The sequence below is a fragment of the Algibacter marinivivus genome (assembly GCF_003143755.1).
GTDB classification, from domain to species: Bacteria; Bacteroidota; Bacteroidia; order Flavobacteriales; family Flavobacteriaceae; genus Algibacter_B; species Algibacter_B marinivivus.
Genome location: NZ_QFRI01000002.1, coordinates 538,171 through 561,759 on the forward strand (window position 1 = coordinate 538,171; position 23,589 = coordinate 561,759).

Consider the following 23,589-nt stretch of genomic DNA (forward strand, 5'->3'; position numbering starts at 1 on the left):
TTGATTTATTACGACTTACACATATAATTTATTACTAATATTACAATGCACAATTAAAGAGTTCTTTTTATTAGTCTGTATTTCTCATGGTAAGGCTTTGATTTTTTTATTTCATTTTCACTAAAAATAGTATCTTCAACTTTCAATGCGTACCCTATGACAAAAAGCAGCAAACCAACCTCTTGGATTCAAGTTTTAAAAGACCTTATAGACGCTTATTTTAAAAGCGCCAATAAAAAATCGAGAACATGGCACCAACATGTAGTACCTTACGAAGGTGGTTGGGCTGTACGACGTGAGGGCAACAAGCGTGTAACTTCTAAACACCGCAAACAGAGTACGGCTATAAATAAAGCAAAAACCATTGCTAAACGCCGTAATGCCGATGTGATTATCCATCGTGCAAGTGGTGGCATACGCGAGCGTATTAATTATGATTAAACTTTATAATGAAAACGTGCTTTCTGCGTTAAGGATTGCAGTGGCATCCTTTTTAAAAAGAGGGTAACTATAAATTTGTGTGGAACTAAGTTTTGGCAGATAGTTACGTCCTCCCGGACTCACTATGACGTTTTAAAAAGATATAACGGAAAGCCTGACCCCTTTTCGGGGTAACGCCCAAAATATTTTTAAAAAAATCCCGATTGATACTGAAACAAGTTCAGCACAAGAATCGGGATTTGTGATAATAATTATTGTCAGGTTGAGCGCAGTCGAAACCTCTTAGGCTTTCTACTTTCCAAGACATTTCGACTGCGCTCAATGTGACAAGTCGTTTTTATTTAAAGTTGAGTTTCACTAAAAAAAACGCCCACTAAAAAGTGAGCGCTTTGGTTTATCTCGTAAATCGATTAAGGAATTTGCCTTAAAAGATTCCCGTCTACACGGGAATTCACTAACTAATAAAATTAAGAGATAAAGGGTATGTTGGTGCTTCGCCTCGACTTGCTCGTATAGCATTTACTATAGGAAATACTACTGATATAACGCCTAAAATAACAAAACCTAAAAGCCCTAAACCGAATAATAATATTAACGGAATACAGATGAGGCAATACACGATTAAACTTAACTGGAAGTTTATAATGTTTTTTCCGTGGGTATCCATTTGATACACTTTTTCTTTTTGTGTAAGCCATAGCACTAGCGGTAATAATAAACTACCAAAACCAGTAACCAAAGTGATTAACTGACTTAAATGTGTGATGACTAATAATTGATTGTCCTTTCTCATGATGATTGATTTATTGATTGATACTTATATGACGCATATAAGTTTGAAATGTTACACCTTGAGCGGGGAAATATTAATTTTGGATGCCGTGATCTTTTAGGATTTTCTGGTAATCTGGATTGTCTTTTAAGTACTTGAAGAATGATTTACTTTCTCTGCGAAAAGTTCTGGTTTGCTTATTCCGTATAGTATCTAAATGAAATAAAACACTATCGGTTTCTTTTAAGGCTGAAAAAACGACGGCGAGTTGATGGCTTTTTTCTGTGTGGTACGCATTTTTTCTGATGGAATCTAGTATTCTGTATCCTGAAAGCGTGTCGCCTACTTTTACATAACAATAGCCCAAGAAGCGATTGAAAACATTTTTTGTTTTTACAATATCTTCTAAATGCGGGATGGCTTTATCAAACTTATCTTGATCTAAATACAAATTAAAATACGCACGATCTACAACCAATTGATTACTATTACCGTGTAATTCTTGAATTTTATTGAGTAGTGTTTCTGCTCTTTCATACTCGTAATTCATCATTAACGCTCTAAAATAACTGTTGGCTGTTGGAAAGGATAAAGGATCTAATCTATAAGCAATTTCTGCTTGCTCTAACTGTTTTTTAGTTTGATTGGTATACATAAAAAATGTAGAGTACTGATGTCTTGCTGTTAAATCGTTGGGAGAAAGTGCTATGGCTTTTTTAAAGGCAGCATCGGCAGCTTCTTGATTGCCTTGAAAATTATTAATAAGTCCTCTTACGGAGTAGATTCTTGATATTTTATCATTAATTGCTTCTGCTTTTTCCAAATAGCTTGCTGATAATTCTGAGGCTTCTTTAACGCTTCTATCAGAATAATAGGTTTCTAAATAAATAGAGTTGGCTATTTCTGCGTAGGCTTCTGCATAATCAGGGTCTAATGCAATAGCTTCTTTATAAAACACAATGCTTTTTGCTAAACTTTCTTTATTGCGCTTATCGGCTTCATTTCTACCTTCTAAAAACAACTTATAGGCTTCAATATTTTTTGTTGGCACAATGGCTAATCCTTGTTGCTCTTCAAAAGACAAATTAAGTTCTAGGGCATCAACAATTTCTTCCGAAACCTCGGTTTGTAAACTGAAAATATTAGTTAAGGTTTTATCATAGTTTTCGGCCCACAAATGCTCGTCTGTAGCAGCATCAATTAATTGTGCCGTAATCCGAATATCATCTCCATACTTACGAATGCTGCCTTCTAATATATACGAAACCCCCAATTCTTCTGCTATCTCTGGAATGGTTTTTTCGGTGTTTTTGTATTGCATTACCGAAGTTCTAGAAATAACGCGTAACTCTTTTAATTTTGATAATTGTGTTAGAATATCTTCTGTGACGCCATCTCTAAAAAATTCAGCATCATCATCTGCACTTAAATTATCAAAAGGTAAAACTGCTATAGAGAGGTCGTTAGAAATCTCAGTCTTTTTTGCGAAGTTTTGGTATGCTAATAACGCAGATAATAAAACTACAAATGCGATTATTGCTAAAACTAAAGCTTTCTTTTTAGAAATATTTTTTTCACTATTATTGGGTAACGCTTTTAATTTACCTTTAACTTCTTCTGGTTTAGGAACCACTAACCCATCATTTGAAATAGCAAATAATGGCATAGCATCTTCAACATTTTTTAACTCATAAGCGTCTAAAAAGGTTGTTTTTATATGTTTATGGCTTCTAATTTGATCGTGAACTTTATCTGAAATTAAAATGCTTCCAGAGACCGCACAAGATTCTATTCTTGAAGCCACATTTACGGCGTCTCCAATAATATCATCTTTAGAATGAATAATATCTCCCACATGAATCCCAATCCGAACAGGAACTTTAGGGTCTTCAAGAAATGCTTTTTGTAATTCTATGGCGCAATCTACCGCCTCTACGGTACTTTTAAAAGTGCTTAGTGTACCATCGCCAAAATATTGAATGATTTTACCATTGTATGCCTCGGTAGTCATTTCGAACGTATTTCTATGACGCTCGCGCATTTGTACAGCCTCCTTTTCATTGCTCTGCATTAAAGAGGTGTAGCCCTCAATATCAGTAAACATTATGGCTGCTAGTTGGCGGTTGGTTGACATTTTGATAATAGCATTAGGTGCCACTAAATTAATTAAATATCTTTAATAGATAAATTTAAAAATTATTCTACTCAAAATAATTAATATCTTTAGCTTTAAATAACCAACTTATTATTGACGTAGTGACCGAAAATAGTATTCAATTTTTATCTGAAATTCCTTTTTTTTCTGAAGTTTCCAGAGCGTCACTTCAACATTTATCTGAGAACATTACAGAAGAAACCTTTATTAAAAACGAAGTGATTTTTGAAAAGAATACCATTGGCAATTCTATGTATGCTGTTTTGGAAGGTTCAGTAAAAGTTCATGATAAAAAACATATTTATGACACTTTAACTGAAGGGGATTGTTTTGGTGAATATGCGCTAATTGATAACGAAACACGCTCCGCAACGGTTACTGCCATTGAAAAAACCAAAGTTTTAAAAATAGAACGCGACCATTTTCTTGACTTGCTTCAAGATGATAGCGGTTTTGCTCAAGGGATTTTATCGGTGATGATAAAACGGCATCGTGATCTTGATACCATTCAGGAACGATTAGCATCTTCAAAAATTGAAATTGAAAATGCTAATGGGAAATTAAGCGGTCTTATTAATGGTGCTATGGACGCTATTATTATGTTTGGTAGCGATTTTAAAATTATTCTTACCAATCCTTCTGCCAATAAGTTATTAGAAAATGATGATGTGTTACAACGTAACGTTTTATTCTTTTTTGATGACGAAAGTGCTGATATTATTGAAGGTATTGTAAAATCTAAGGATAACAATAAAGCCGTTAATACATACCTTCCAGATGTTGTTAAAGTGATAGGTTCTGGAGATACTGAAACTTTAAACGAAGGCACAATTAGCAAATATGGTTCTGATACTAACCCATTTTACACCCTTATTTTAAGAAATATTGAAGAGCGATTAATTGCTGAGGATAAAATAAGTTTACTCACAAAACAAACGCAATATTTAGAAGAAGAAATTCAAGAGCTTACCAGCAGTTATGGCATAATAGCTGAAAATAAAAAGATGAAAGAGGCTCTAAATCTTATTCATCAAGTTGCTAAAACGGATGCTACCGTTTTAATACATGGAGAAACTGGAACTGGAAAGGAGTTGGTTGCTCGTGCAATTCATAAAGAAAGCAATAGAAATGATAAACCTTTAATCAGGATTAACTGCGGCGCGATTCCTGCGAATCTTATTGAAAGTGAATTGTTTGGACATAAAAAAGGGGCTTTTACAGGTGCAACAGTAGATAGAAAAGGGCGTTTTTTATTAGCTGATAAAGGCACTATATTTTTAGATGAAATTGGAGAAATGCCTTTGGAGCTTCAGCCCAAGCTGCTTCGTGTAATTCAAGAAGGCGAGTTTGACCCTGTTGGAAGTTCTGAAACTATTAAAGTGGATGTTCGCATTATTGCCGCTTCTCACAGAAATCTTTTTGAATTTTCTAAAGAAGGTAAATTCAGAGAAGATTTGTATTATCGATTGAACGTGTTCCCTATTAATGTGCCCGCTTTAAGAGAACGCGGAAACGATATTTGTTTAATAGCAGAGGAAATGATTCAGCAGTTTTCTAAAAAATTAAATAAACAAATTGTGGCTTTATCAGATAACGACAAAGCTTTGTTAAGTAACTACGAATGGCCAGGGAATGTTAGAGAGCTTCAAAATTTAATTGAACGTGCCGTTATTGTATCGCAAAACGGAACAATTAATTGGCAAGCTATTATTCCTAATAATACTGATATTACTGAAATTCAAGAAGAAGTATCTCAAGAAAAAATACTAACCTCAAAAGAGTTAGTGGCTTTGGAAAAAGAAAATATCCTGAAAGCATTAAGGCAAACCAAATGGAAAATATCTGGTGCTAATGGTGCCGCTTCTTTATTAGACTTACCTCCTACTACATTGGCCTCTAGAATTAAGGCGCTGAAAATAGAACGTCCGATTTAAAACTTACGACATTTCATAAATATAATCACGATATTTCGTTAATATTCGAATTATCGTAACACTTAATTGCGTCTAAAAATCATGTAATTATTTGATTTTCAATTGATTAAAATGTTTGGCATGCCATTAGCATAATACCAACCAAACAATAATGTTTAACAATTTAAAAATTAGAAAAAATGATTACAACAGCAAATGTAAAAAACGGAGTAAACGTAGATCAATTAGTTGAAACTATCAACCACATTCAAGAGCAGCCAGAATTAGCAAAATTTGAATTCAGAGCTAAAAACAACTGGATTGATGGCGGACATTGTGTATCTAGTATCAAAAGTTTTTATGGTGCAGGACAAGAAGATTCTACTCGTGAAGAAACATTCACAATGGAATGTAGCCACCCACAAGTATTATTAGGAGCTGATGAAGCTGCTACACCACCAGAGGTATTATTACACGCATTAAGCTCATGCTTAACTGGAGCTATGGTTTATCATGCAGCAGCTAACGGCGTTGATATTGAAGGTGCAGAATCTAGCATCCAAGGTAATGCTGATTTACACGGATTCTTAGGATTAGATCCTGAAGTACGTATGGGATTTGACGGTATCAAATTCAGATTAAATGTAAAATCTGATGCCACTGCAGAACAATTAGAAAACTTTGCTAAGTTCTCTCCTGTATTTGACATGATTAGCAACCCTACTCCAATTTCAATTGAAATTGTAAAGCAGTAGTAAGCACCTTTAAAAAATGGCTACTCGAAAACTATTAGGAGTAGCCATTTTTTATTTCAAAACTTCATTTCACACACCACTACAAAATGAAAACTTCAACTCACAGCATCATAAACGCAAATCAAGCCGTTGCACAAATTGCTTATAAAACTAATGAGGTATTCCCCATTTACCCCATTACACCAGCCTCAGAAATGAGTGAACTAGTTGAGCAATGGCATGCAGAACAAAAGTCAAATGCTTTTGGAAGCTCGACTTCTGTTTTTCAAATGCAAAGTGAAGCTGGTGTTGCAGGCGCAATGCATGGTGCGTTACAAACAGGAAGTTTATCATCAACATTTACAGCATCACAAGGGTTATTATTGATGCTGCCAAATATGTACAAAATTGCTGGAGAACTTACTCCAAATGTTATTCATGTAGCTACAAGAAGTATAGCCACTCACGCCCTATCCATTTTTGGAGATCATAGCGATATTATGGCGGTTCGTCAATCAGGTTATGCCATGTTAGGAAGTGCATCGGTTCAAGAAGCTCACGATTTTGCTTTAATTTCTCAAGCGGCTTCATTGGAATCTTCAATTCCGTTTGTGCACTTTTTTGATGGCTTTAGAACCTCTCACGAAATCAATACAATTGAATTAATTCCAGACGACGTTATTCAGTCCTTAATAAATCAAAATAAAATAAAAGTTCATAGAAATAGAGCTTTAAACCCTAACAAACCTGTTTTAAGAGGAACTTCTCAAGGTGCAGATGTGTTTTTTCAAAGTAGAGAAGCCATAAATCCTTTTTATGATATGTGTCCAGATATTGTGCAAAGTACCATGGATAATTTTGCTTTACTAACAGGAAGACACTATAAGCTTTTTGATTATGCTGGACACCCTGAAGCTGAACACATTATTATTTCAATGGCATCTTCAACAGAAACTATTGAAACAACCATCAATCAACTTAACGAAAAAGGCAAAAAATACGGGCTTATAAAAGTTAGATTATTCAGACCTTTTAGCACAAAACATTTAGTTCAGGCATTACCAAAATCGGTTAAATCAATTGCCGTTTTAGATAGGACTAAAGAACCAGGTTCTAGCGGAGAACCTTTGTATTTAGATGTGCTTCAATCTATTTCTGAAGCTTTTCAAAATAACAAACTATCCACTTTTCCAAAAATAGTTGGTGGACGTTATGGCTTGTCTTCAAAAGAATTTACACCATCTATGGTTAATCCTATTTTCAATAATCTAAAAGAAGATCAACCTAAAAACAATTTCACTATTGGCATTAATGATGATGTAAAAAATTTAAGCTTAGATTTTTCAGAAGTTATCAAAATAAAAAATAACTTGTACGAAGCTATTTTCTATCAAGAAAAAACGGAACATGATAGTTTTTCAAATACTTTGAAACTTATTGCCAAAAAAGAAAACACCTTCGTTCAAGGCTACACACAATGTGATTATAAAAAATCAAACTCATATAATACGGCTCATTTAAGAATTGGAAGCACACCAATTAAAGCGCCATACTTAATAGAAGAAGCTGATTTTATTGGCTGTCAAAATGTAAACTTCACTTTAAACGACAACACATTACACAAATTAAAATTTAAGGGAACACTTTTAATTAACACTTCGCAAACGTCTAAAGCATTTTGGCAGTCGCTATCGGTTAAGAATCAAAAGTTAATCAATGAAAAACAAATCAACGTATTTGTTGTAAACATTGAAGAATTAAAAGCAAATCACGTTTTAAAAGACATAAAAATTTCTGAATTTCACGCTTGCTTTTTATCAATCAAAAAGGATTTATTTTATGATGAAAATAGCATCGATTTAAATGGGTTTATATATAAAGTAAACACTTCTGCTGAAAGCATAACAACAGAAGAACCTGTAACATTTGACAATACGTTTAACGAAAGCCTTTTAGGCAAATTATTAGCAAAAAAAGGGAATGATGTACCTGTTAGTCTATTACCTGTTGATGGTACATATCCAACAAACACATCGCAATTTAACCCAATTCAAAAGAGCACATATTTACCAAATTGGAATACAGATTTATGTACACAATGTGGTGCTTGTAGTATGGCTTGCCCTCAAGCTGCACTTAGAATTAAGGTGTATGATGACACTTATCTAAACGATGCTCCAAAAACTTTTAAACATATTACTTCTGAAGATTTTGATTTAATGAATTACACCATTCTAATTAATCCTGAACAATGTAATGGATGCAACAACTGTGTTGATGCTTGTTCTGTAAAAGCTTTAAACTTGGTTGACAAAAATGATAAAAAGGATGAAAATAAAAACTGGAACTACTTTGAAACTATTCCAGAATTTGACAGAACAAAAATTGATGTTTCAAAAGTAAGTCAGCAACAATTACAAGAACCTTTATTTAAATATTCAAGTGGTGTTGAAGGTTGTGGAGAAGCGCCTTATCTAAAATTAATGTCTCAATTATTCGGAGACAGGCTATTAATAGCTAATGCAACTGGAGCCAGTTCAATTTTTGGAGGCGCTTTACCCACAACACCTTGGGCTAAAAATGAAGACGGACAAGGTCCAGCATGGTCAAATTCATTATTTGAAGATAACGCAGAGTTTGGTTTAGGCTTCAGAATGTCTTTAAACCAACAAGAAAAACAAGCAACATATATATTAAAAAAGCTAAAACCTGAATTAAACCCAGATTTAGTTGAAGCTATTTTGAATACTGAACAAACTACAGAATTAGAAATAGCAAAACAGCGAAAAAATATTGAATTACTAAATAAAGAATTATTAAAATTGAATTCAAACGAAGCGAAACAACTTTTAAATATTTCGGATAATCTAGTTAAAAAAAGTGTTTGGATTGTTGGTGGCGATGGTTGGGCATATGATATTGGATATGGAGGATTAGACCACGTTATCGCTTCAGGAGAAAATGTAAATATCTTGGTTTTAGACAACGAAGTTTATGATAACACGGGTGCTCAAACCTCAAAAGCAACACCTTTTGGAGCTGAAGCGAAATTTGCTTTCAACGGTAAACAAAAACAGAAGAAAGACTTAGGATGTTTAGCCATGACTTACGATAATGTTTATGTCGCCTCAGTTGCCATTGGGGCAAACCAAGAACAAACTTTAAAAGCTTTTAATGAAGCGGAAAATTTTGATGGAACTTCAATAATTATAGCCTATACCCATAGTGAATCTCATGGAATTGACATGAAGCAACCTAGTAAATATCATAAGGCTGCAGTAGATTCAGGGCAATGGTTATTATACAGAAACGACCCGAGACGAGAAGAAAAAAGGTTAAATACATTGCAATTAGATTCAAATGCGGCTTCAATAAAAATTCAAGAGTATTTGAAATTAGAAAAACGTTTTTCAAAACTTATGAATTCTAATCCTAATGAGTTCAACTCATCTATGAAAGCCCTTCAAAAACAGGTTAATAATAGATTTGATAAATATCTAGCAATGAGTTTATCTGATTTTAAAATCAATAGAAACAAATTACTTCAAGACAATAAAATCAAACAACAATTAAAATATATAAAATGAAAATAATCAGCAAAACAAGGCAAATAAACCTCTTAACAATTTGTGTGATCATAAATATAATCATGCTTTTAACCATGATATTAACTTTATAATATCCAACTAGTAAAAAATGGCTACACAGTTACTGTATATAATACATTCTTCAAATATGATTTAGAGATAAATATTATTTTGAAATTTGCATAACCAAAAGTGGAATATCAATTTTATAAGCAAACCGCTCAACCGTTTGTGTTTTAAATAGGCGCTCTAAAAATGAATGTTTTTTATTCATTATTGCCAGTATATTAATGTTGTTATTCTCAATATAATTATACACTACATCATACATATAATCACTAGGAGCATCAATAAATTCATGCTTCGCACTTTTAAAATTAGTATTTAAAAAATCTACATTATCATGTGCATCATACACCAAATGATTTTGATCTGCTAAATGCAGAATTTGTACAGACGTTTTATTAAGTGCTAATATTTTACTTAATATTTCTATTTCATTTTGGTTAAACTTTTTCGAATTTGTTGTTGCGAAAGCTAGGTTTTTTATTTTTTCAAATTTACATCCATCAGGAATAGTTAAAACTGGAACATTACTACGTTGTATAACACGAACTGTATTACTACCAAATAATACTTTTTGCAATCCAGATGCACCCTTAGTTCCCATAATTGTTAAATCTATTTGCTCTTTTTCACAAACTTGATTAATAGAATCTATAAAATTATCATAGTCCACTATAGGCATAAAATGATGCTTCTTATTATAAAATTCTTCATTAATAGTTTCAATAATATTTAAGATTGATTTTTTAGCAGCTTCTATTAGTGTTTTATATATTGTTGTTGAAGCTCCAACAGTAACCATATCATCTGAAATAAAAGAAGACGCTTTCTGAACGTTCAAAATATAAAATTGACATTCTTGATTTCTTAAAAATTCTAAAGCATAACAAATTGCATTAATAGAATTTTTGGAAAAATCTGTGGGTAAAAGTATCTTTTTCATTGCTTTAAAGTCTAATTGTCTTGTAAACTTATACCAATCATAGTAAATATAATATGACAAAAATCAGTTAATACGTGAAACACTATATTAATAATAAATTAGTATAATAATTTTATGGATTGTATTTTCGGCACAATAAATGATTTGTAGTACGTTATAACCTAAACACTATTTTATGAGACGTATTTTTTTTAGTCTACTTTTTTTATCATCAGTAACAATTATAAATGCTCAAAACAATGCGGTTGGTTTTGGAGAAAAATTAACATACACTGCTTCTTACAATATGTCTGGTATATTAAATGATTTGGCAGAGGTAACTATGGAAACAAGTGCTGTTAAAACCTCAAAAGCCACATTACTTCGCTTAAAATGTAAAGCTACTACGTATAGTAAATGGGACAACTTCTTTAAAATTAGAGATTTGTATGAAAGTTATGTAAGTCCAAAAACCTTGAAACCTTATTTATATAATCGAGAAATTAATGAAGGAGGATACCAGAAGAGAGTTAAATATACTTTTAGCCACAAAACCAAAACCGTAAAAACATTACAGACTAAGAAAAAAAATAATTGGAAGCAAGAGAAAACAGTATCTATCGGCTCTGACACAAAAGATATTATTTCAACGTTATATACTATCAGAACGTTTGATTTAACTAATTTAAGTTCAGGAACTAGTAAAACATTTACTATTTTGTTTGATAGAGAGGAAGTAAAAGCAAAAGTGACATACTTAGGAAAAGAAACAATTTCTACAGCTTTAGGAAAAAAAGCATGTTATAAACTAGCTGTTGGTTCTGCTAATTCCAATACGGTAAACGCTACATTATGGCTTAGTGCAGACGAGAACAAAATCCCTTTGTACGGGAAATTCAAAATTCCTGTGGGGACTGGAGAGTTAAAAATAAAATCAGCAACTGGCTTAAAACATTAAACTTATTTTAAGATGAAAAAACTGTTCACCATTTTAGCTTTAATTGCTGCTATATTTGCAATTATTTTTTCTGTTTTACCAATATCTAATTTAGCAATCATACCAGCAATAGCTTCTCTTGTTTTTGGTTTGATTGCATTTTATCTGTCTAAAAAAACTGGGAGAGTTAAAAAAATTGTACAATTCTCTTTTTTGCTTACTATAATGGCATTAGCACTAACAACTTACAAATCTATTTTTAATAAAACTGAAGTTGCAAATACGGATGAAATTGAAGCAACTGAAAATAAATTAGAAGCACAATCTGTTGAAGAACTGGAAGGACTAGATATTGAAGTTGATGAATCCGAATTAGAAGACATTCCATTTGACGAGTAAGTAATTTCTTCTTTAAATTTGCTTATATTTGCTTTCTATTAGACTATGAAACTATACAGATTGATATTTTTCTCCAACCCTAACTAGAACAAATTAACTGTAAGTAACATGTGATTAAAAATTGCTTAATATACATGAAGACTTTTTACACCCTCTTTCTATTTACATTACTTGGCACGTGTGCAACAAAAAAGTACACAGCAAAAATACAAGACGTTAAAGATAGCATACATATTATAGACAGTTCTTTAGTTTTAAAATATGCAAATACTATACGTTCAGAAGAATTAAAAAAACATCTATATAAATTTTCGTCTAATGAGTTTTTGGGTAGAAGAGTTGGAGAACCAGGGCAAAAATTGGCTGCTGAATTTCTAAAAACTTACTACCAAAGTGAACAAATAAAATCTCCATTTGGTGATTCTAACTACTTTCAAACTATTCCTGCTAGCTTTTTTAATAACAAATACAGAAGTTCAGAAAACGTATTAGCTTTTATTGAAGGCTCTGAATACCCTGAAGATATTATTATTATTTCTGCACATTTAGACCATTTAGGGATATCAAAAGATGGATTGATAAACAATGGTGCAGATGATGATGGCTCTGGAACTGTAGCACTTATGGAAATGGCTCAAGCTTTTAAGTTGGCTAAAGACAATGGGGATGGTCCAAAAAGAAGCATTCTATTTCTTCACTTAACGGCAGAAGAAATAGGCAAAAAAGGTTCAGAATATTATATCCAAAATCCAGTTTTTCCTCTTAAAAACTCTATTACCAATCTTAATATAGACATGATTGGAAGAGTTGACGACCTTCATCAAAACAATAAAGATTATATATATTTAATAGGCTCTGATAGATTAAGTAAAGAATTACATTATCTCTCTGAAAAAATAAATAGCAGCTTTTTTAATATTAATTTAGATTATAGATATAATGTTGAAGGTGATATTAATGATTATTATGAACGATCTGATCATTATCATTTTGCCTCACAAAATATTCCTGTAATATTCTACTTTAACGGTGAACATGATGATTACCACGAAGTAACTGATACACCAGATAAAATAGATTATCCACTATTAGAAAAACGCACAAAACTTGTTTTTGCTACCGCGTGGCAAATTGCAAATCAAGCACATCGTTTGGCTATTGACGAAAATAATGAATTGTTAAAATAGACTCAATATTGTCAATTCTATAAGCACATTTTTGTAATATAGCATATCAAAAATATTAGACTCATGAAAAATTTAGCAATGTTGTTTTGCGCTACTCTTTTTTTAACTTCTTGTAGTTCATCTCAAAACAAAAACAAAAATGACAAAGAAATTAATATTAAAGGGTATTCAGCCACCATTACATCTGCTGAACTTAAAGATATGCTTTACACTTATGCTTCAGATGATTATGAGGGAAGAAGAACTGGTGAACCTGGACAAAAAAAGGCTATTGAGTTTATAAAAAACAATTACGAATCTAATAACATCCCATCTCCTATTGCTGAAGGAGATTATTTTCAAGAGATTCCTGCGAGTTATTTTGGAAGTGGTATAAACGATTCAGAGAATGTTGTAGCATACATTAAAGGAAGTGAAAAACCTGAAGAAGTTATTATTATTTCTGCCCATTTAGATCATATTGGCGTTAGTAAAAATGGAGATATAAATAACGGTGCAGATGATGATGGCTCAGGAACCGTTGCTATTTTAGAAATAGCAGAAGCCTTTAAAGCAGCAGAAAAAGATGGAAATGGCCCAAAACGTACAATCGTGTTCTTACATGTTACTGGAGAAGAAATTGGCCTATATGGATCGAGATACTATGCAGATGAAGACCCTATATTTCCTTTAAAAAATACAGTTGCCAATTTGAATATAGATATGATTGGTCGTATTGACCCTAAACACGAAGCCTCTGGGAAAAACTACTTATATCTTATTGGTGCAGATAAATTAAGTAAAGAGTTACATAATATTTCTGAGGAAGTAAATAAAAAATATTTCAATTTAGAATTTGACTATACGTATAATGATGATAATGATCCAAATCGTTTTTATTATCGTTCAGATCATTACAATTTTGCAAAAAACAATATTCCTGTAATATTCTATTTTAATGGAACTCATGCTGATTATCATAGACCATCAGATACTCCAGATAAAATAAATTATGATTTTTTAGAAACACGTGCTAAACTTATTTTTCATACTGCTTGGGAATTAGCAAACAGAGAGGAACGTATAAAACTTGATTAATAATTTAATCTTAATGATAACAAAAAAAGCCTTTCAATTTCTTGAAAGGCTTTTACTTTTGGGTGGAAGACCGGATTCGAACCGGCGACCCTTGGTACCACAAACCAATGCTCTAACCAACTGAGCTACAACCACCATGTAACTTGCATTTTGCAATGCGAGTGCAAATGTAAATTATTTAGTATTTACCGCAAAGTATTTTTTTCTTTTTTTAAAAAAACACCCTTTATTTTAAATCAAACAAACTATCAACAGCAACATAGCGTTCAACAGTAAAACCTTCAGCATGTTCAACACCGATTAAACGTCCTAAATCTCTAGACCTATAAATAATACTATCAGTGAAATTTTTGCTAGAAATAGGTGTTTCTGGCTCTTTACTATTAGCATCAAAAAACTGAGTTTTATAAGCCAATACAGCTTCCATCTTCTTATCTATATAACCTGAAATATCAACTGCCAAATCTGGTTCTAAACTTTTCCATTGTATATAATGATATACTTGTTTTGGGCGCCAAGGACTTTGAACTGTGTCTTCATCTTTCGTTTCAATTTTCATCAAACCACTTAAAAAACAAGAGTCACTAACTAATTTACTGCCTTTTCCATGATCAATATGCCTATCGTCAATAGCATTACAAAGCACTATTTCTGGTTGGTATTTACGTATCATTTTGATAATAGCCAGTTGATGTTCTTTATCGTTAATAAAAAAACCATCAGAAAACCCCAAATTAGTTCTTAAGCTTACTCCCAAAATTTTTCCAGCGTTAAACGCTTCTTCATCTCTAGTTTCTGCAGTACCACGAGTACCTAATTCGCCTCTTGTTAAATCTATTACACCAACTTTTTTACCTTGAGCAACTTCTTTTGCTATGGTTCCACCACAACCTAATTCTACATCATCTGGATGCGCACCAATAGCAAGAATATCTAATTTCATACTTGTTTGTTTAAATTTTAACTCATGTTTTTCACTTTATCAAATCATTTTTTTTAATAAAAATTTGTAAAAGCATAAAACTCACTATAACGAAAACGTATTCGTTAACGTTTTTTTCACTTTACCTGTTCTAAATATAACAATAATTAAAAAATCAGCATCTGGTTTAAAGCATGACATTCGTCATAATTCTAAAGCAATATGTACTGTAATTTTATACTATAATTATTAAACAGCATAATATAAAGTGCTAAAGCTAATAAAGAATTACAATATATGATCTATTTAATGCTCACCATTTTAATTATAACCATTGGTCTCTTTATATGGGGCAAGTTTACACCAGATATAGTGGCTTTGATTTCTATGTTGAGTTTATTTTTAACCGGTATTTTAGACTCTAAAGAAACATTAAGTGGTTTTAGTAACCCTACGGTTATTATGATTGCTGCACTCTTTATTATAGGAGAAGGTATAGCTCAAACAGGTTGGACAGCTTTAGCTGGTAAGAAATTTGTAGAGTGGGCAGGAAAAAGTGTTCCTAAATTACTAATAATCATAACCCTTGGTGGAGGCGTATTATCTGGATTTGTTAGCAATACAGGTACTGTAGCTACCTTAATGCCCCTAACCATTTCTTCAGCTTGGAGTATTGGCACATTACCATCAAAAATGTTAATGCCCGTGGCTTTTGGGTCTAATACTGGTGGTTTGTTAACTTTAACAGGCACACCTCCAAATATTATAGCTAGTAATGCTTTAGTTGAAGCTGGTTTTGAAGGGTTTTCTTTCTTTGAGTTTGCGTTAATAGGTTTACCATTACTAATTGTTGCTCTATTATACTTCAGGTATATAGGTTATAAATTATTACCAGAGAATAAAACCAATAATAAACCAGTAAATATTGATTCTACTCTACACAACTGGATTAAAGCTTATCAAGTTGATAGTGACTACTATCGCTTGCGTGTTAGATCAATATCTCCTTTACTTAACACAAAAATTGAAGCTTGGAAATTTGAAAATGATTTTAATGTTTCTATTATCCGAATAAAAAGAAGACATCCAAATCTATTAAAAAAGATACCACAATTTATAGAGTTTCCAAACCCTAGCACAGAATTTCTTTATCATGATATTATTACTGTAAAAGGAGATACAGAAGCAATTAACAAAATAATGATTACGTTCAGATTAGGACTTTTACCTCTAGAACATATCACTGATGAATTAAAACACAACCTTATTAACCAAGAGGTTGGTATGACTGAAGTTATCGTTAATCCTAACTCTATTTTAGTAGGCAGAAAATATAGATTAAACAATTACTTTAAACGATATGGCATTCAACTCTTAGCTGCATCTAGAAACAATAAACCACTATTAGAAAAAGAAATTACTGTAAAAGCAGGTGATGCATTCTTACTACGTGGTACTTGGGAACATATAGATGATTTAAAAAAACAACACGAGAATTTAGTAATTATTGGTAGTCCAGAAGGTATGGCTAAAAACGTTGATAGCCTTAGTTCAAAATCCTTTATTGCATTAGGAGCATTAATATTAATGATTGTATTTATGGTCTTTAAGATTGTTCCTGGGTCAATGGCTGCATTAATTTCAGCTGGCATAATTTTACTAACAGGTTGTGTACCTATTTCAAAAGCATACAAAGGTATTAGCTGGACAAGTGTTGTTATGATTGCTGCCATGATACCTATGGGAATAGCACTTCAAAAGACAGGAACAGCTCAATTAGTTGCTAATGGGCTAGTCGATTATTTAGGTGCTATACATCCAGTCTTATTATTGGGCGGTGTGTTTTTACTAACTACCACATTTAGTCAGGTTATTAATAATTCAGCTACAGCAGTATTAATGGCACCTATAGCTATACTTGCTGCCAACTCACTAAACCTATCTCCTGCACCATTTATGATTATTGTTGCTATTAGTGCATCAACAGCATTTTTAACGCCTATTGGTACTACTACAAACGCTATGGTTATGACCGCGGGAGGGTATAAATTTATGAACTACCTAAAAGTAGGCGCGCCACTCTTACTCATGTTTTTCATCATATCTCTAATACTCGTGCCAATAATATGGCCATTTTAAATAAATAATAATAGGAACCTTAAAATTCAATAAAAATGAAAGCAACAGCAACAAAAAATCCAAGTTTAGAACAATACGGATTACAAAATGTGACGGTTAACTGGAATTTATCACCAGAAGAATTACAAAAAATCACAGTTGATAAAGGTATGGGGAAAGAAACAGCAAATGGAACCCTAGCTATTAACACAGGTAAATTTACTGGACGTTCTCCTCAAGATCGTTTTCTAGTAAAAGATGATTACACTACAGACAAAGTGTGGTGGGGCAAAACTAATAAAGCCATATCTCCAGAAAATTTTAATAAACTAGAAAATGAAATTGTAAAATATCTTTCTGGAAAAGAAATTTACGCTAGAGACGGCTATGTTTGTGCAGATCCAGAATTTAGAACCAACATAAGGACTGTAACTGAATTACCTTGGTCTAATATGTTTGTTTATAATATGTTTTTAAGACCTAGTACCAAGGAACTAGAAAACTTTGAAGAAGATTGGCTAATACTTTGTGCTCCAGGTTATGAATGTCCAAACCCAAAAGCTTTTGGTATACGCCAAGGTAATTTTTCAATCCTGAACTTTACAAAAAAAATAGCTTTGGTTGGAGGGTCTGCTTATACAGGTGAAATGAAAAAAGGTATTTTTTCTGCATTAAATATGATTTTACCAATTGAACGCGATGTATTACCAATGCACTGTTCTGCAAATGTTGGTAAGTATGGAGATACTGCTATTTTCTTTGGCTTATCTGGAACAGGAAAAACAACTTTATCAGCAGATCCAGACCGTAAATTAATTGGTGATGATGAGCATGGTTGGACAGCAGATAATACCATTTTCAACTTTGAAGGTGGATGTTATGCAAAAGTCATTGACTTAACAGAAGAGAAAGAACCAGATATCTTTAGAGCTATTAAACCAGGTGCCATCCTTGAAAATATTGTTTTTAAAGAGAATGGAGAGCCAGATTATATGGATAGTAGCATTACACAAAACACACGTGTAAGCTACCCAATTCATCATATTGATAATATTCAAGAAACACTTTATGCAAACAATCCTAAGAATATCTTCTTCTTGACGTGTGATGCTTTTGGTGTTTTGCCTCCAGTATCTAAATTAACACCAGGTCAGGCTGCATATCACTTTATATCTGGTTACACTGCTAAGGTAGCAGGAACAGAAGCAGGAATTACAGAACCTGTACCATCATTTTCAGCTTGTTTTGGTGAGCCATTTATGCCATTACATCCAACGGTTTATGGCGAAATGCTAAGTAAAAAAATGACTGAAGCTGGTGTAAATGTATGGCTAATAAATACCGGATGGAGCGCAGGACCTTACGGAGTTGGCTCTCGTATAAAACTAAAATATACAAGAGCAATGATTACTGCAATCTTGAATGGAGATTTAGATGATGTAGATTATGATCAAAACTTTATTTTTGGTTTGTATATGCCTAAATATTGCCCAGGTGTACCAACAGAGATTTTAGACCCTATGAATACATGGTTACAAAAAGGAGCTTATGTAGGTAAAGCTATTCAGTTAGCACACTCATTCCACTTAAATTTTGAAAAATTTGCTCACCAAGCATCAACACAAATTATTGAAGGTGGACCATTAATTGATGAGCATCATCACTTACACGAACACTTTTAATAGGTTCTTATTTTTCCGTAAAAGGAGCTCTTTACGAGCTCCTTTTACATTCTTAAATATTTTTAAACTCATAATTGAAAAATAAAACCTAACAATATATATTTGAACCATGAAAAAACTAATATTACAATTAATCTTAATAATAATTTTTCAAACAAGTTATGCTCAATTAACTTCTGAAGAAAAATTAGGGGCTTGGTACGATATTGGAGGTATTCATAAAGTTTCTAAAAAAACAAGTGTTGAAACATATGCGCAATTCTGGTTATATGAAGTTAATAATAATTTTAATTTCTTTTTATTTAAGCTTGGATACAATTATAATTTCAACGCTAAACTAAAAGCAACCATTTACTTAGGATATTCGGATTTTGATGAAAATATTAATGTAAGTGTTCCTCATACCTATGAAAAAAGGATTACTGAACAAATTTCATTCAAACATAAATTAATAAAATTACCATTAACCCATAGAGTAAGAATAGAACATCGTTTTTTTAGAAAAAGTAATTCTAAATCAAAAGTAGCAAGACTTCGCTATCGCTTAGGAACTAAATTCAATTTAAAAAACAATTTATTTGCTAATATAAATAACGAGCTATTACTAACTCCTAAAAACAACAATACACCAGAAAACAGGTTTTATGCTGGATTAGGTTTTAATATTTCTAAATCAAATAATATTCAATTAGGATATATGAATAGAAATACGTCTAACAAAGAGAACTTACATAGAATACAAGTTGGAATTTACTTTAAGACTGATTTAAGAAAAAATAAAAGTTAATTTGAAAGTACTAATAAAAACTCCAAGCAACAACGCGGGACACTTTATTTCCTTGTCCCATATTAATAACTGTAACTCTTTTTGCTCCTAACTTTTTTAGTGAAGTTTGAATGCCTTTCACAAGTTCTTTTTTAGAAACTAACGTAGTAAACCAAATGCATTGCTTTTTAAATAATGAGCTTTCGTATAAATAATTATGAATAAATGCCTTCTCACCACCTTTATACCATAGCTCATTTTTAGAGCCTGAAAAATTTCTAATGACTTTATCTCCATCCCTATTTAAGCCTTTTAATTTTCTAGTTGTTGCTTCTAAAGCATCTGCTTCTGATTTAAAAAATGGAGGATTACACATTGAAATAGAAAATGTATCATCTTTATTTAAAACCCCTTTCAAAATTTGAGAAGCATCTTTTTGAATTCTCAAAGAAATCAAATCATTCAAACCATTCTTATCAATAATTTTTTGAGCATATTTTAATGAATCTTCATCAATATCAGTAGCTACAAAATTCCAATTATATTCAGCTTGTCCTAAAATAGGATAAATACAACTTGCTCCCGTACCAATATCTAAAACATGTATATCACCTGTAATCTTTGATGACTTTAGTAAATCAGCTACATGATGAATATAATCTACACGCCCAGGAATTGGCGGACATAAATTAGTATCTGGAAACTCCCAAAACTTAATATTATAGTCTTTAACCAATAAGGCTGTATTTAGTGCCTTAACAGCTTTGGGATTAGCAAAATCAATTGTTTTTGTTTGGTATTTGTTTTCAAAAACATAAGGCAATACATCTGGATACACTTGACATAAAATCTCTAAATCATATCCTGATTTATGCTTATTTTTCGGATGAAAACTTTTGTTTGTTTTGATAATGATTCAGTTTGTTAACTATTAAACTTCTACTTTTTTCCAATTTCCTTTTTTAAACCAAACTATTGCAATAATAGCAATTAAAACTTCTGCAAGAGTAATTGCCCAAAAAACACCCGATGGTCCAAAGTCTAATGTTACTGCCATGACGTAAGCAAATGGTAATTGTAACAACCAAAAGCAAACAAAGTTTATATATGTTGGCGTTTTAGTATCTCCCGCTCCATTAAATGCATTAATAACTACCATACCATATCCATAAAAAATATAACCTGCTGCAATAACACGCAAACATAAACTACCATATTTTACAACATCTGGAGTTGTATTAAACAATACAATAATTTGTGGTGCAAAAATTAAATAAACTACAGAAACGATTCCCATAAAAATAGCAGAATACTTACCTGTTTTCCATACTGATTGTTCTGCACGTTCTGGTTTTTGAGCTCCTAAATTTTGCCCTACTAATGTTGCGGCAGCATTACTCATTCCCCAGGCTGGCATTAAAGTAAACATCATCACTCTTATGGCTATCGTATAACCTGCTAATACTTCACTACCAAACTCACTCATAATACGCATTAAAAACACCCAAGATGAGGTTCCAATTAAAAATTGACCAATTCCTCCTAAAGATACTTTTATCAAATTAAGCATCACTCCTATTTGTAATACTAAATCTTTTACCGCAATTTTAATTTTACTAAAACCAAAAAACAAAATCCCAAGTTGAAATAAAACGGCAGTTCCTCGTCCAATGGTTGTAGCTATTGCTGCCCCTTCAACACCAAAAGCGGGTATAGGACCAAAACCAAAAATGAACATAGGGTCCAAAATAATATTTAACCCATTAGATAAAATGAGCGTCCACATAGCTACCGATGCATCTCCAGCACCTCTAAAAATAGCGTTTATTAGAAAGAGCAACATTATTGTTACATTTCCTCCTAAAAGTACTTGAGTGTAACCGTAACCCTCTTCTATTAAATCAGGTTCACCACCCATTAAACCCAAAATTTCTTTCGGGTATATTATCCCTATTACACTTATAATAGCGGCTACAAAAACACCGAGGAAAATAACTTGTACTGCAGCATTAGACGCCCCATTTATATCTTTCTCCCCAACACGTCTTGCAACAATAGCAGTTGCTGCCATACTTAAACCTATGGCTACTGCATAAACTAAAGTAATTACAGATTCTGTTAAACCAATAGTTGCAACTGCATTTACACTCACTTGAGACACATACATAATATCTACTAAAGCGAAAATAGATTCCATGAGCATTTCTAAAATCATGGGAATAGAGAGCATAAAGACAGCCCTACGAATACTGCCAGAAGTAAAATCTTGTTCTTTACCAGTTACAGCTATTTTAAAATATTGGATAAATTGTTTTAAAGAAATTTTATTTGATTGCATTTTTGAAATAATTAAATGTAGAACATTGCCAAATGCACATAACACTTAGCTTTTGTTTTGCTCGAGAGAACCTCGACGCTATACGGAAGTCAAATTAAACAATCATAAGTAACAAATATTGGAAAAATTATTGAAAACAACAAAATAGATTTCTAGTCTGTTCCTTTCAATTCACATATATTCGCAAAAAAAAATACAAATGTTGAAAGCTGTTATTTTTGATATGGATGGTGTAATTATTGATAGTGAACCTATGCACAATAAAGCCTATCATGATATGTTTGATGAAGTTGGTATTGAGGTTTCAACAGAATTATACGAATCCTTCACAGGGCAATCCACCATCAACATTTGCAAACGTTTATGCGATCATTTTAATTTAGAACAATCTCCAGAAACCCTTGTAGCTATAAAACGTAAACATTACAAACACTTCTTTTACAGTAATTCTGATTTAGGACTTATTGATGGCGTTTTAGATTTAATAAAAGATTATCACAGCAACGGACTAACTTTAGTATTAGCGTCTTCTGCGGCTATGACGAGTATCAATCAAATTTTTGACCGTTTTGATTTAAACCAATATTTTGTAGCTAAACTTAGTGGTGGCGACTTAAAACAATCTAAACCGCATCCAGAAATTTTCATTAAAGCTGCACAAGCTACTGGTTTCTCTAAAGATGAATGTATAGTTATTGAAGATTCAACAAACGGTGTTGAAGCTGCAAAAGCAGCAGGTATCTTCTGTGTTGGTTTTGATAGTTTTCACTCAAAAAATCAAGACTATTCAAAAGCTGATATGGTTATTAAAGATTTTAAAGAGATTGAATTTAATAAAGTTAATTCACTACTTAAATTTTAATTAATAATTTAATTAGATTTAGTTTTTTTAATACAATGTTTTCTTAGCATTTCTCTTGCTTCTTTATCTCCTAATTTTGCAGATTTAATAAAACTCTCGCAGGCGTCAATAGAATCATTCTTTCCAAGAAAAGCTTTTCCAAGTAAAAAATAGCAATCCTTTTTTGCATTATTTACTTCTAATGATTTATTAATATCAAAAATAGCTTTATCAAATTGATTTTCTTCTAAATAAGCTATTCCTCTTTCAAAGTAAATTTCGCAATCTAACATGCCATAATTAGCATCAAGACTAACTGCTATACCAGAAGGTTTTCCTCCAGAACCCACAAAACTTTTTAAAGCTCCTTCTGTTTGAAGAGCTTTAGAGTAATAATATATTGCTTTCTTATTATCAGCTAATAAACTATAATTATTACCTAAATTGAAGAGAGCAAATGTATTATCATAATCAAAAGCTAACAACTTCTTATAATCATCTATTCCTCCTACTAAATCTCCTAATTCAGTTTTGCAAAAGCCTCTATTTAAAAACGCTTGTTTGAATCTATCTTTTTTTTCAATCGCTATATTAAGATGAAAAATAGCCTCTTTATATTTTTTATCTTTTTCTAAATCTACTGCCAAATTATAATGCTCCTCTGCAGAGCTAAAATCACAACTAGATAATAACGTAAATGAAACGAATATGACAAAAAATTTATTCAAAATA

Annotated in this window: 19 protein-coding genes and 1 tRNA gene; 12 read left to right on the plus strand and 8 right to left on the minus strand. The window is 32.0% G+C overall.

Annotated elements, in window-relative coordinates:
* The first annotated feature begins 156 nt into the window (after window positions 1-156).
* Window positions 157-441, plus strand: a complete 285-nt coding sequence (locus DIS18_RS10770; RefSeq protein ID WP_109353063.1) for a DUF2188 domain-containing protein — start codon at window positions 157-159, stop codon at window positions 439-441.
* A 454-nt stretch (window positions 442-895) separates the two neighbouring features.
* Here the strand turns inward: DIS18_RS10770 and DIS18_RS10775 are convergent, their stop codons facing one another.
* Both DIS18_RS10775 and DIS18_RS10780 read right to left on the minus strand, forming a co-directional pair.
* Window positions 896-1,234: a DUF4870 domain-containing protein gene (locus tag DIS18_RS10775; RefSeq protein ID WP_109353064.1), complete on the minus strand. Its 339-nt coding sequence runs from the start codon at window positions 1,232-1,234 to the stop codon at window positions 896-898.
* A 73-nt stretch (window positions 1,235-1,307) separates the two neighbouring features.
* Complete coding sequence (locus DIS18_RS10780) at window positions 1,308-3,347, minus strand: adenylate/guanylate cyclase domain-containing protein (RefSeq protein WP_146191822.1); 2,040 nt, start codon at window positions 3,345-3,347, stop codon at window positions 1,308-1,310.
* Between the two features lie 122 nt (window positions 3,348-3,469).
* Between DIS18_RS10780 and DIS18_RS10785 the strand changes: the two genes are divergently transcribed.
* From DIS18_RS10785 to DIS18_RS10795, 3 genes are all read left to right on the plus strand, one after another.
* Window positions 3,470-5,302, plus strand: a complete 1,833-nt coding sequence (locus tag DIS18_RS10785; protein ID WP_109353066.1) for a sigma 54-interacting transcriptional regulator — start codon at window positions 3,470-3,472, stop codon at window positions 5,300-5,302.
* Window positions 5,303-5,481: 179 nt separating this feature from the next.
* Window positions 5,482-6,036, plus strand: coding sequence for an OsmC family protein (locus DIS18_RS10790; protein ID WP_109353067.1), 555 nt, complete (start codon window positions 5,482-5,484; stop codon window positions 6,034-6,036).
* Window positions 6,037-6,122: 86 nt separating this feature from the next.
* Window positions 6,123-9,602, plus strand: coding sequence for a 4Fe-4S binding protein (locus tag DIS18_RS10795; protein WP_109353068.1), 3,480 nt, complete (start codon window positions 6,123-6,125; stop codon window positions 9,600-9,602).
* A gap of 166 nt (window positions 9,603-9,768) precedes the next feature.
* Here the strand turns inward: DIS18_RS10795 and DIS18_RS10800 are convergent, their stop codons facing one another.
* Window positions 9,769-10,611: a universal stress protein gene (locus DIS18_RS10800; protein ID WP_109353069.1), complete on the minus strand. Its 843-nt coding sequence runs from the start codon at window positions 10,609-10,611 to the stop codon at window positions 9,769-9,771.
* Between the two features lie 175 nt (window positions 10,612-10,786).
* Here DIS18_RS10800 and DIS18_RS10805 point away from each other — a divergent pair, with 175 nt between their 5' ends.
* The 4 genes from DIS18_RS10805 (at window position 10,787) to DIS18_RS10820 (ending at window position 14,190) form a co-directional block, all read left to right on the plus strand.
* On the plus strand, window positions 10,787-11,548 hold the full coding sequence (locus DIS18_RS10805) for a DUF3108 domain-containing protein (RefSeq protein ID WP_109353070.1): 762 nt from the start codon (window positions 10,787-10,789) through the stop codon (window positions 11,546-11,548).
* Window positions 11,549-11,560: 12 nt separating this feature from the next.
* Window positions 11,561-11,926 (plus strand): FUSC family protein, encoded by a 366-nt coding sequence (locus DIS18_RS10810; RefSeq protein WP_109353071.1) that lies wholly within the window; start codon window positions 11,561-11,563, stop codon window positions 11,924-11,926.
* Window positions 11,927-12,060: 134 nt separating this feature from the next.
* The gene (locus DIS18_RS10815; protein ID WP_109353072.1) at window positions 12,061-13,113 is read left to right on the plus strand and encodes a M28 family peptidase; all 1,053 of its coding nucleotides are present in this window, start codon (window positions 12,061-12,063) and stop codon (window positions 13,111-13,113) included.
* A 63-nt stretch (window positions 13,114-13,176) separates the two neighbouring features.
* On the plus strand, window positions 13,177-14,190 hold the full coding sequence (locus DIS18_RS10820; protein WP_109353073.1) for a M28 family metallopeptidase: 1,014 nt from the start codon (window positions 13,177-13,179) through the stop codon (window positions 14,188-14,190).
* Window positions 14,191-14,250: 60 nt separating this feature from the next.
* On the opposite strand, the gene DIS18_RS10825 is transcribed toward DIS18_RS10820, so the two are convergent.
* Window positions 14,251-14,326, minus strand: a tRNA-His gene (locus DIS18_RS10825).
* A gap of 90 nt (window positions 14,327-14,416) precedes the next feature.
* Window positions 14,417-15,133: a bacillithiol biosynthesis deacetylase BshB1 gene (bshB1, locus tag DIS18_RS10830; RefSeq protein WP_109353074.1), complete on the minus strand. Its 717-nt coding sequence runs from the start codon at window positions 15,131-15,133 to the stop codon at window positions 14,417-14,419.
* Window positions 15,134-15,421: 288 nt separating this feature from the next.
* On the opposite strand from bshB1, the gene DIS18_RS10835 reads away from it, so the two are divergent.
* The 3 genes from DIS18_RS10835 (at window position 15,422) to DIS18_RS10845 (ending at window position 19,699) form a co-directional block, all read left to right on the plus strand.
* Window positions 15,422-17,251 carry an SLC13 family permease gene (locus DIS18_RS10835; protein ID WP_109353075.1) on the plus strand — a complete coding sequence of 610 codons (1,830 nt, stop codon included), beginning with the start codon at window positions 15,422-15,424 and terminating at the stop codon, window positions 17,249-17,251.
* Window positions 17,252-17,286: 35 nt separating this feature from the next.
* Window positions 17,287-18,912 carry a phosphoenolpyruvate carboxykinase (ATP) gene (pckA, locus tag DIS18_RS10840; RefSeq protein ID WP_109353076.1) on the plus strand — a complete coding sequence of 542 codons (1,626 nt, stop codon included), beginning with the start codon at window positions 17,287-17,289 and terminating at the stop codon, window positions 18,910-18,912.
* Window positions 18,913-19,021: 109 nt separating this feature from the next.
* Entirely contained in the window at window positions 19,022-19,699 is a 678-nt protein-coding gene (locus DIS18_RS10845) for a DUF2490 domain-containing protein (protein WP_109353077.1), read from the plus strand.
* A gap of 10 nt (window positions 19,700-19,709) precedes the next feature.
* On the opposite strand, the gene rlmF is transcribed toward DIS18_RS10845, so the two are convergent.
* Together rlmF and DIS18_RS10855 are read right to left on the minus strand one after the other, a co-directional pair.
* Window positions 19,710-20,594: a 23S rRNA (adenine(1618)-N(6))-methyltransferase RlmF gene (gene rlmF, locus DIS18_RS10850; RefSeq protein ID WP_181364041.1), complete on the minus strand. Its 885-nt coding sequence runs from the start codon at window positions 20,592-20,594 to the stop codon at window positions 19,710-19,712.
* A 15-nt stretch (window positions 20,595-20,609) separates the two neighbouring features.
* The gene (locus DIS18_RS10855) at window positions 20,610-22,016 is read right to left on the minus strand and encodes an MATE family efflux transporter (protein ID WP_109353079.1); all 1,407 of its coding nucleotides are present in this window, start codon (window positions 22,014-22,016) and stop codon (window positions 20,610-20,612) included.
* Between the two features lie 199 nt (window positions 22,017-22,215).
* On the opposite strand from DIS18_RS10855, the gene DIS18_RS10860 reads away from it, so the two are divergent.
* On the plus strand, window positions 22,216-22,878 hold the full coding sequence (locus DIS18_RS10860; RefSeq protein WP_109353080.1) for an HAD family hydrolase: 663 nt from the start codon (window positions 22,216-22,218) through the stop codon (window positions 22,876-22,878).
* An 8-nt stretch (window positions 22,879-22,886) separates the two neighbouring features.
* On the opposite strand, the gene DIS18_RS10865 is transcribed toward DIS18_RS10860, so the two are convergent.
* Window positions 22,887-23,585, minus strand: coding sequence for a tetratricopeptide repeat protein (locus DIS18_RS10865; protein ID WP_109353081.1), 699 nt, complete (start codon window positions 23,583-23,585; stop codon window positions 22,887-22,889).
* Between the last annotated feature and the right edge of the window lie 4 nt (window positions 23,586-23,589).

Excerpts from the sequence above, each read along its gene's own strand:
- DIS18_RS10790 (WP_109353067.1), top strand. The coding sequence starts at position 5,482 with ATGATTACAACAGCAAATGTAAAAAACGGAGTAAACGTAGATCAATTA.
- DIS18_RS10860 (WP_109353080.1), top strand. The coding sequence starts at position 22,216 with ATGTTGAAAGCTGTTATTTTTGATATGGATGGTGTAATTATTGATAGT.
- DIS18_RS10775 (WP_109353064.1), bottom strand. The coding sequence starts at position 1,234 with ATGAGAAAGGACAATCAATTATTAGTCATCACACATTTAAGTCAGTTA.
- DIS18_RS10855 (WP_109353079.1), bottom strand. The coding sequence starts at position 22,016 with ATGCAATCAAATAAAATTTCTTTAAAACAATTTATCCAATATTTTAAA.
- DIS18_RS10770 (WP_109353063.1), top strand. The coding sequence starts at position 157 with ATGACAAAAAGCAGCAAACCAACCTCTTGGATTCAAGTTTTAAAAGAC.
- DIS18_RS10810 (WP_109353071.1), top strand. The coding sequence starts at position 11,561 with ATGAAAAAACTGTTCACCATTTTAGCTTTAATTGCTGCTATATTTGCA.
- DIS18_RS10820 (WP_109353073.1), top strand. The coding sequence starts at position 13,177 with ATGAAAAATTTAGCAATGTTGTTTTGCGCTACTCTTTTTTTAACTTCT.
- DIS18_RS10795 (WP_109353068.1), top strand. The coding sequence starts at position 6,123 with ATGAAAACTTCAACTCACAGCATCATAAACGCAAATCAAGCCGTTGCA.
- pckA (WP_109353076.1), top strand. The coding sequence starts at position 17,287 with ATGAAAGCAACAGCAACAAAAAATCCAAGTTTAGAACAATACGGATTA.
- bshB1 (WP_109353074.1), bottom strand. The coding sequence starts at position 15,133 with ATGAAATTAGATATTCTTGCTATTGGTGCGCATCCAGATGATGTAGAA.
- DIS18_RS10800 (WP_109353069.1), bottom strand. The coding sequence starts at position 10,611 with ATGAAAAAGATACTTTTACCCACAGATTTTTCCAAAAATTCTATTAAT.
- DIS18_RS10835 (WP_109353075.1), top strand. The coding sequence starts at position 15,422 with ATGCTCACCATTTTAATTATAACCATTGGTCTCTTTATATGGGGCAAG.
- DIS18_RS10845 (WP_109353077.1), top strand. The coding sequence starts at position 19,022 with ATGAAAAAACTAATATTACAATTAATCTTAATAATAATTTTTCAAACA.
- DIS18_RS10815 (WP_109353072.1), top strand. The coding sequence starts at position 12,061 with ATGAAGACTTTTTACACCCTCTTTCTATTTACATTACTTGGCACGTGT.
- DIS18_RS10805 (WP_109353070.1), top strand. The coding sequence starts at position 10,787 with ATGAGACGTATTTTTTTTAGTCTACTTTTTTTATCATCAGTAACAATT.
- DIS18_RS10780 (WP_146191822.1), bottom strand. The coding sequence starts at position 3,347 with ATGTCAACCAACCGCCAACTAGCAGCCATAATGTTTACTGATATTGAG.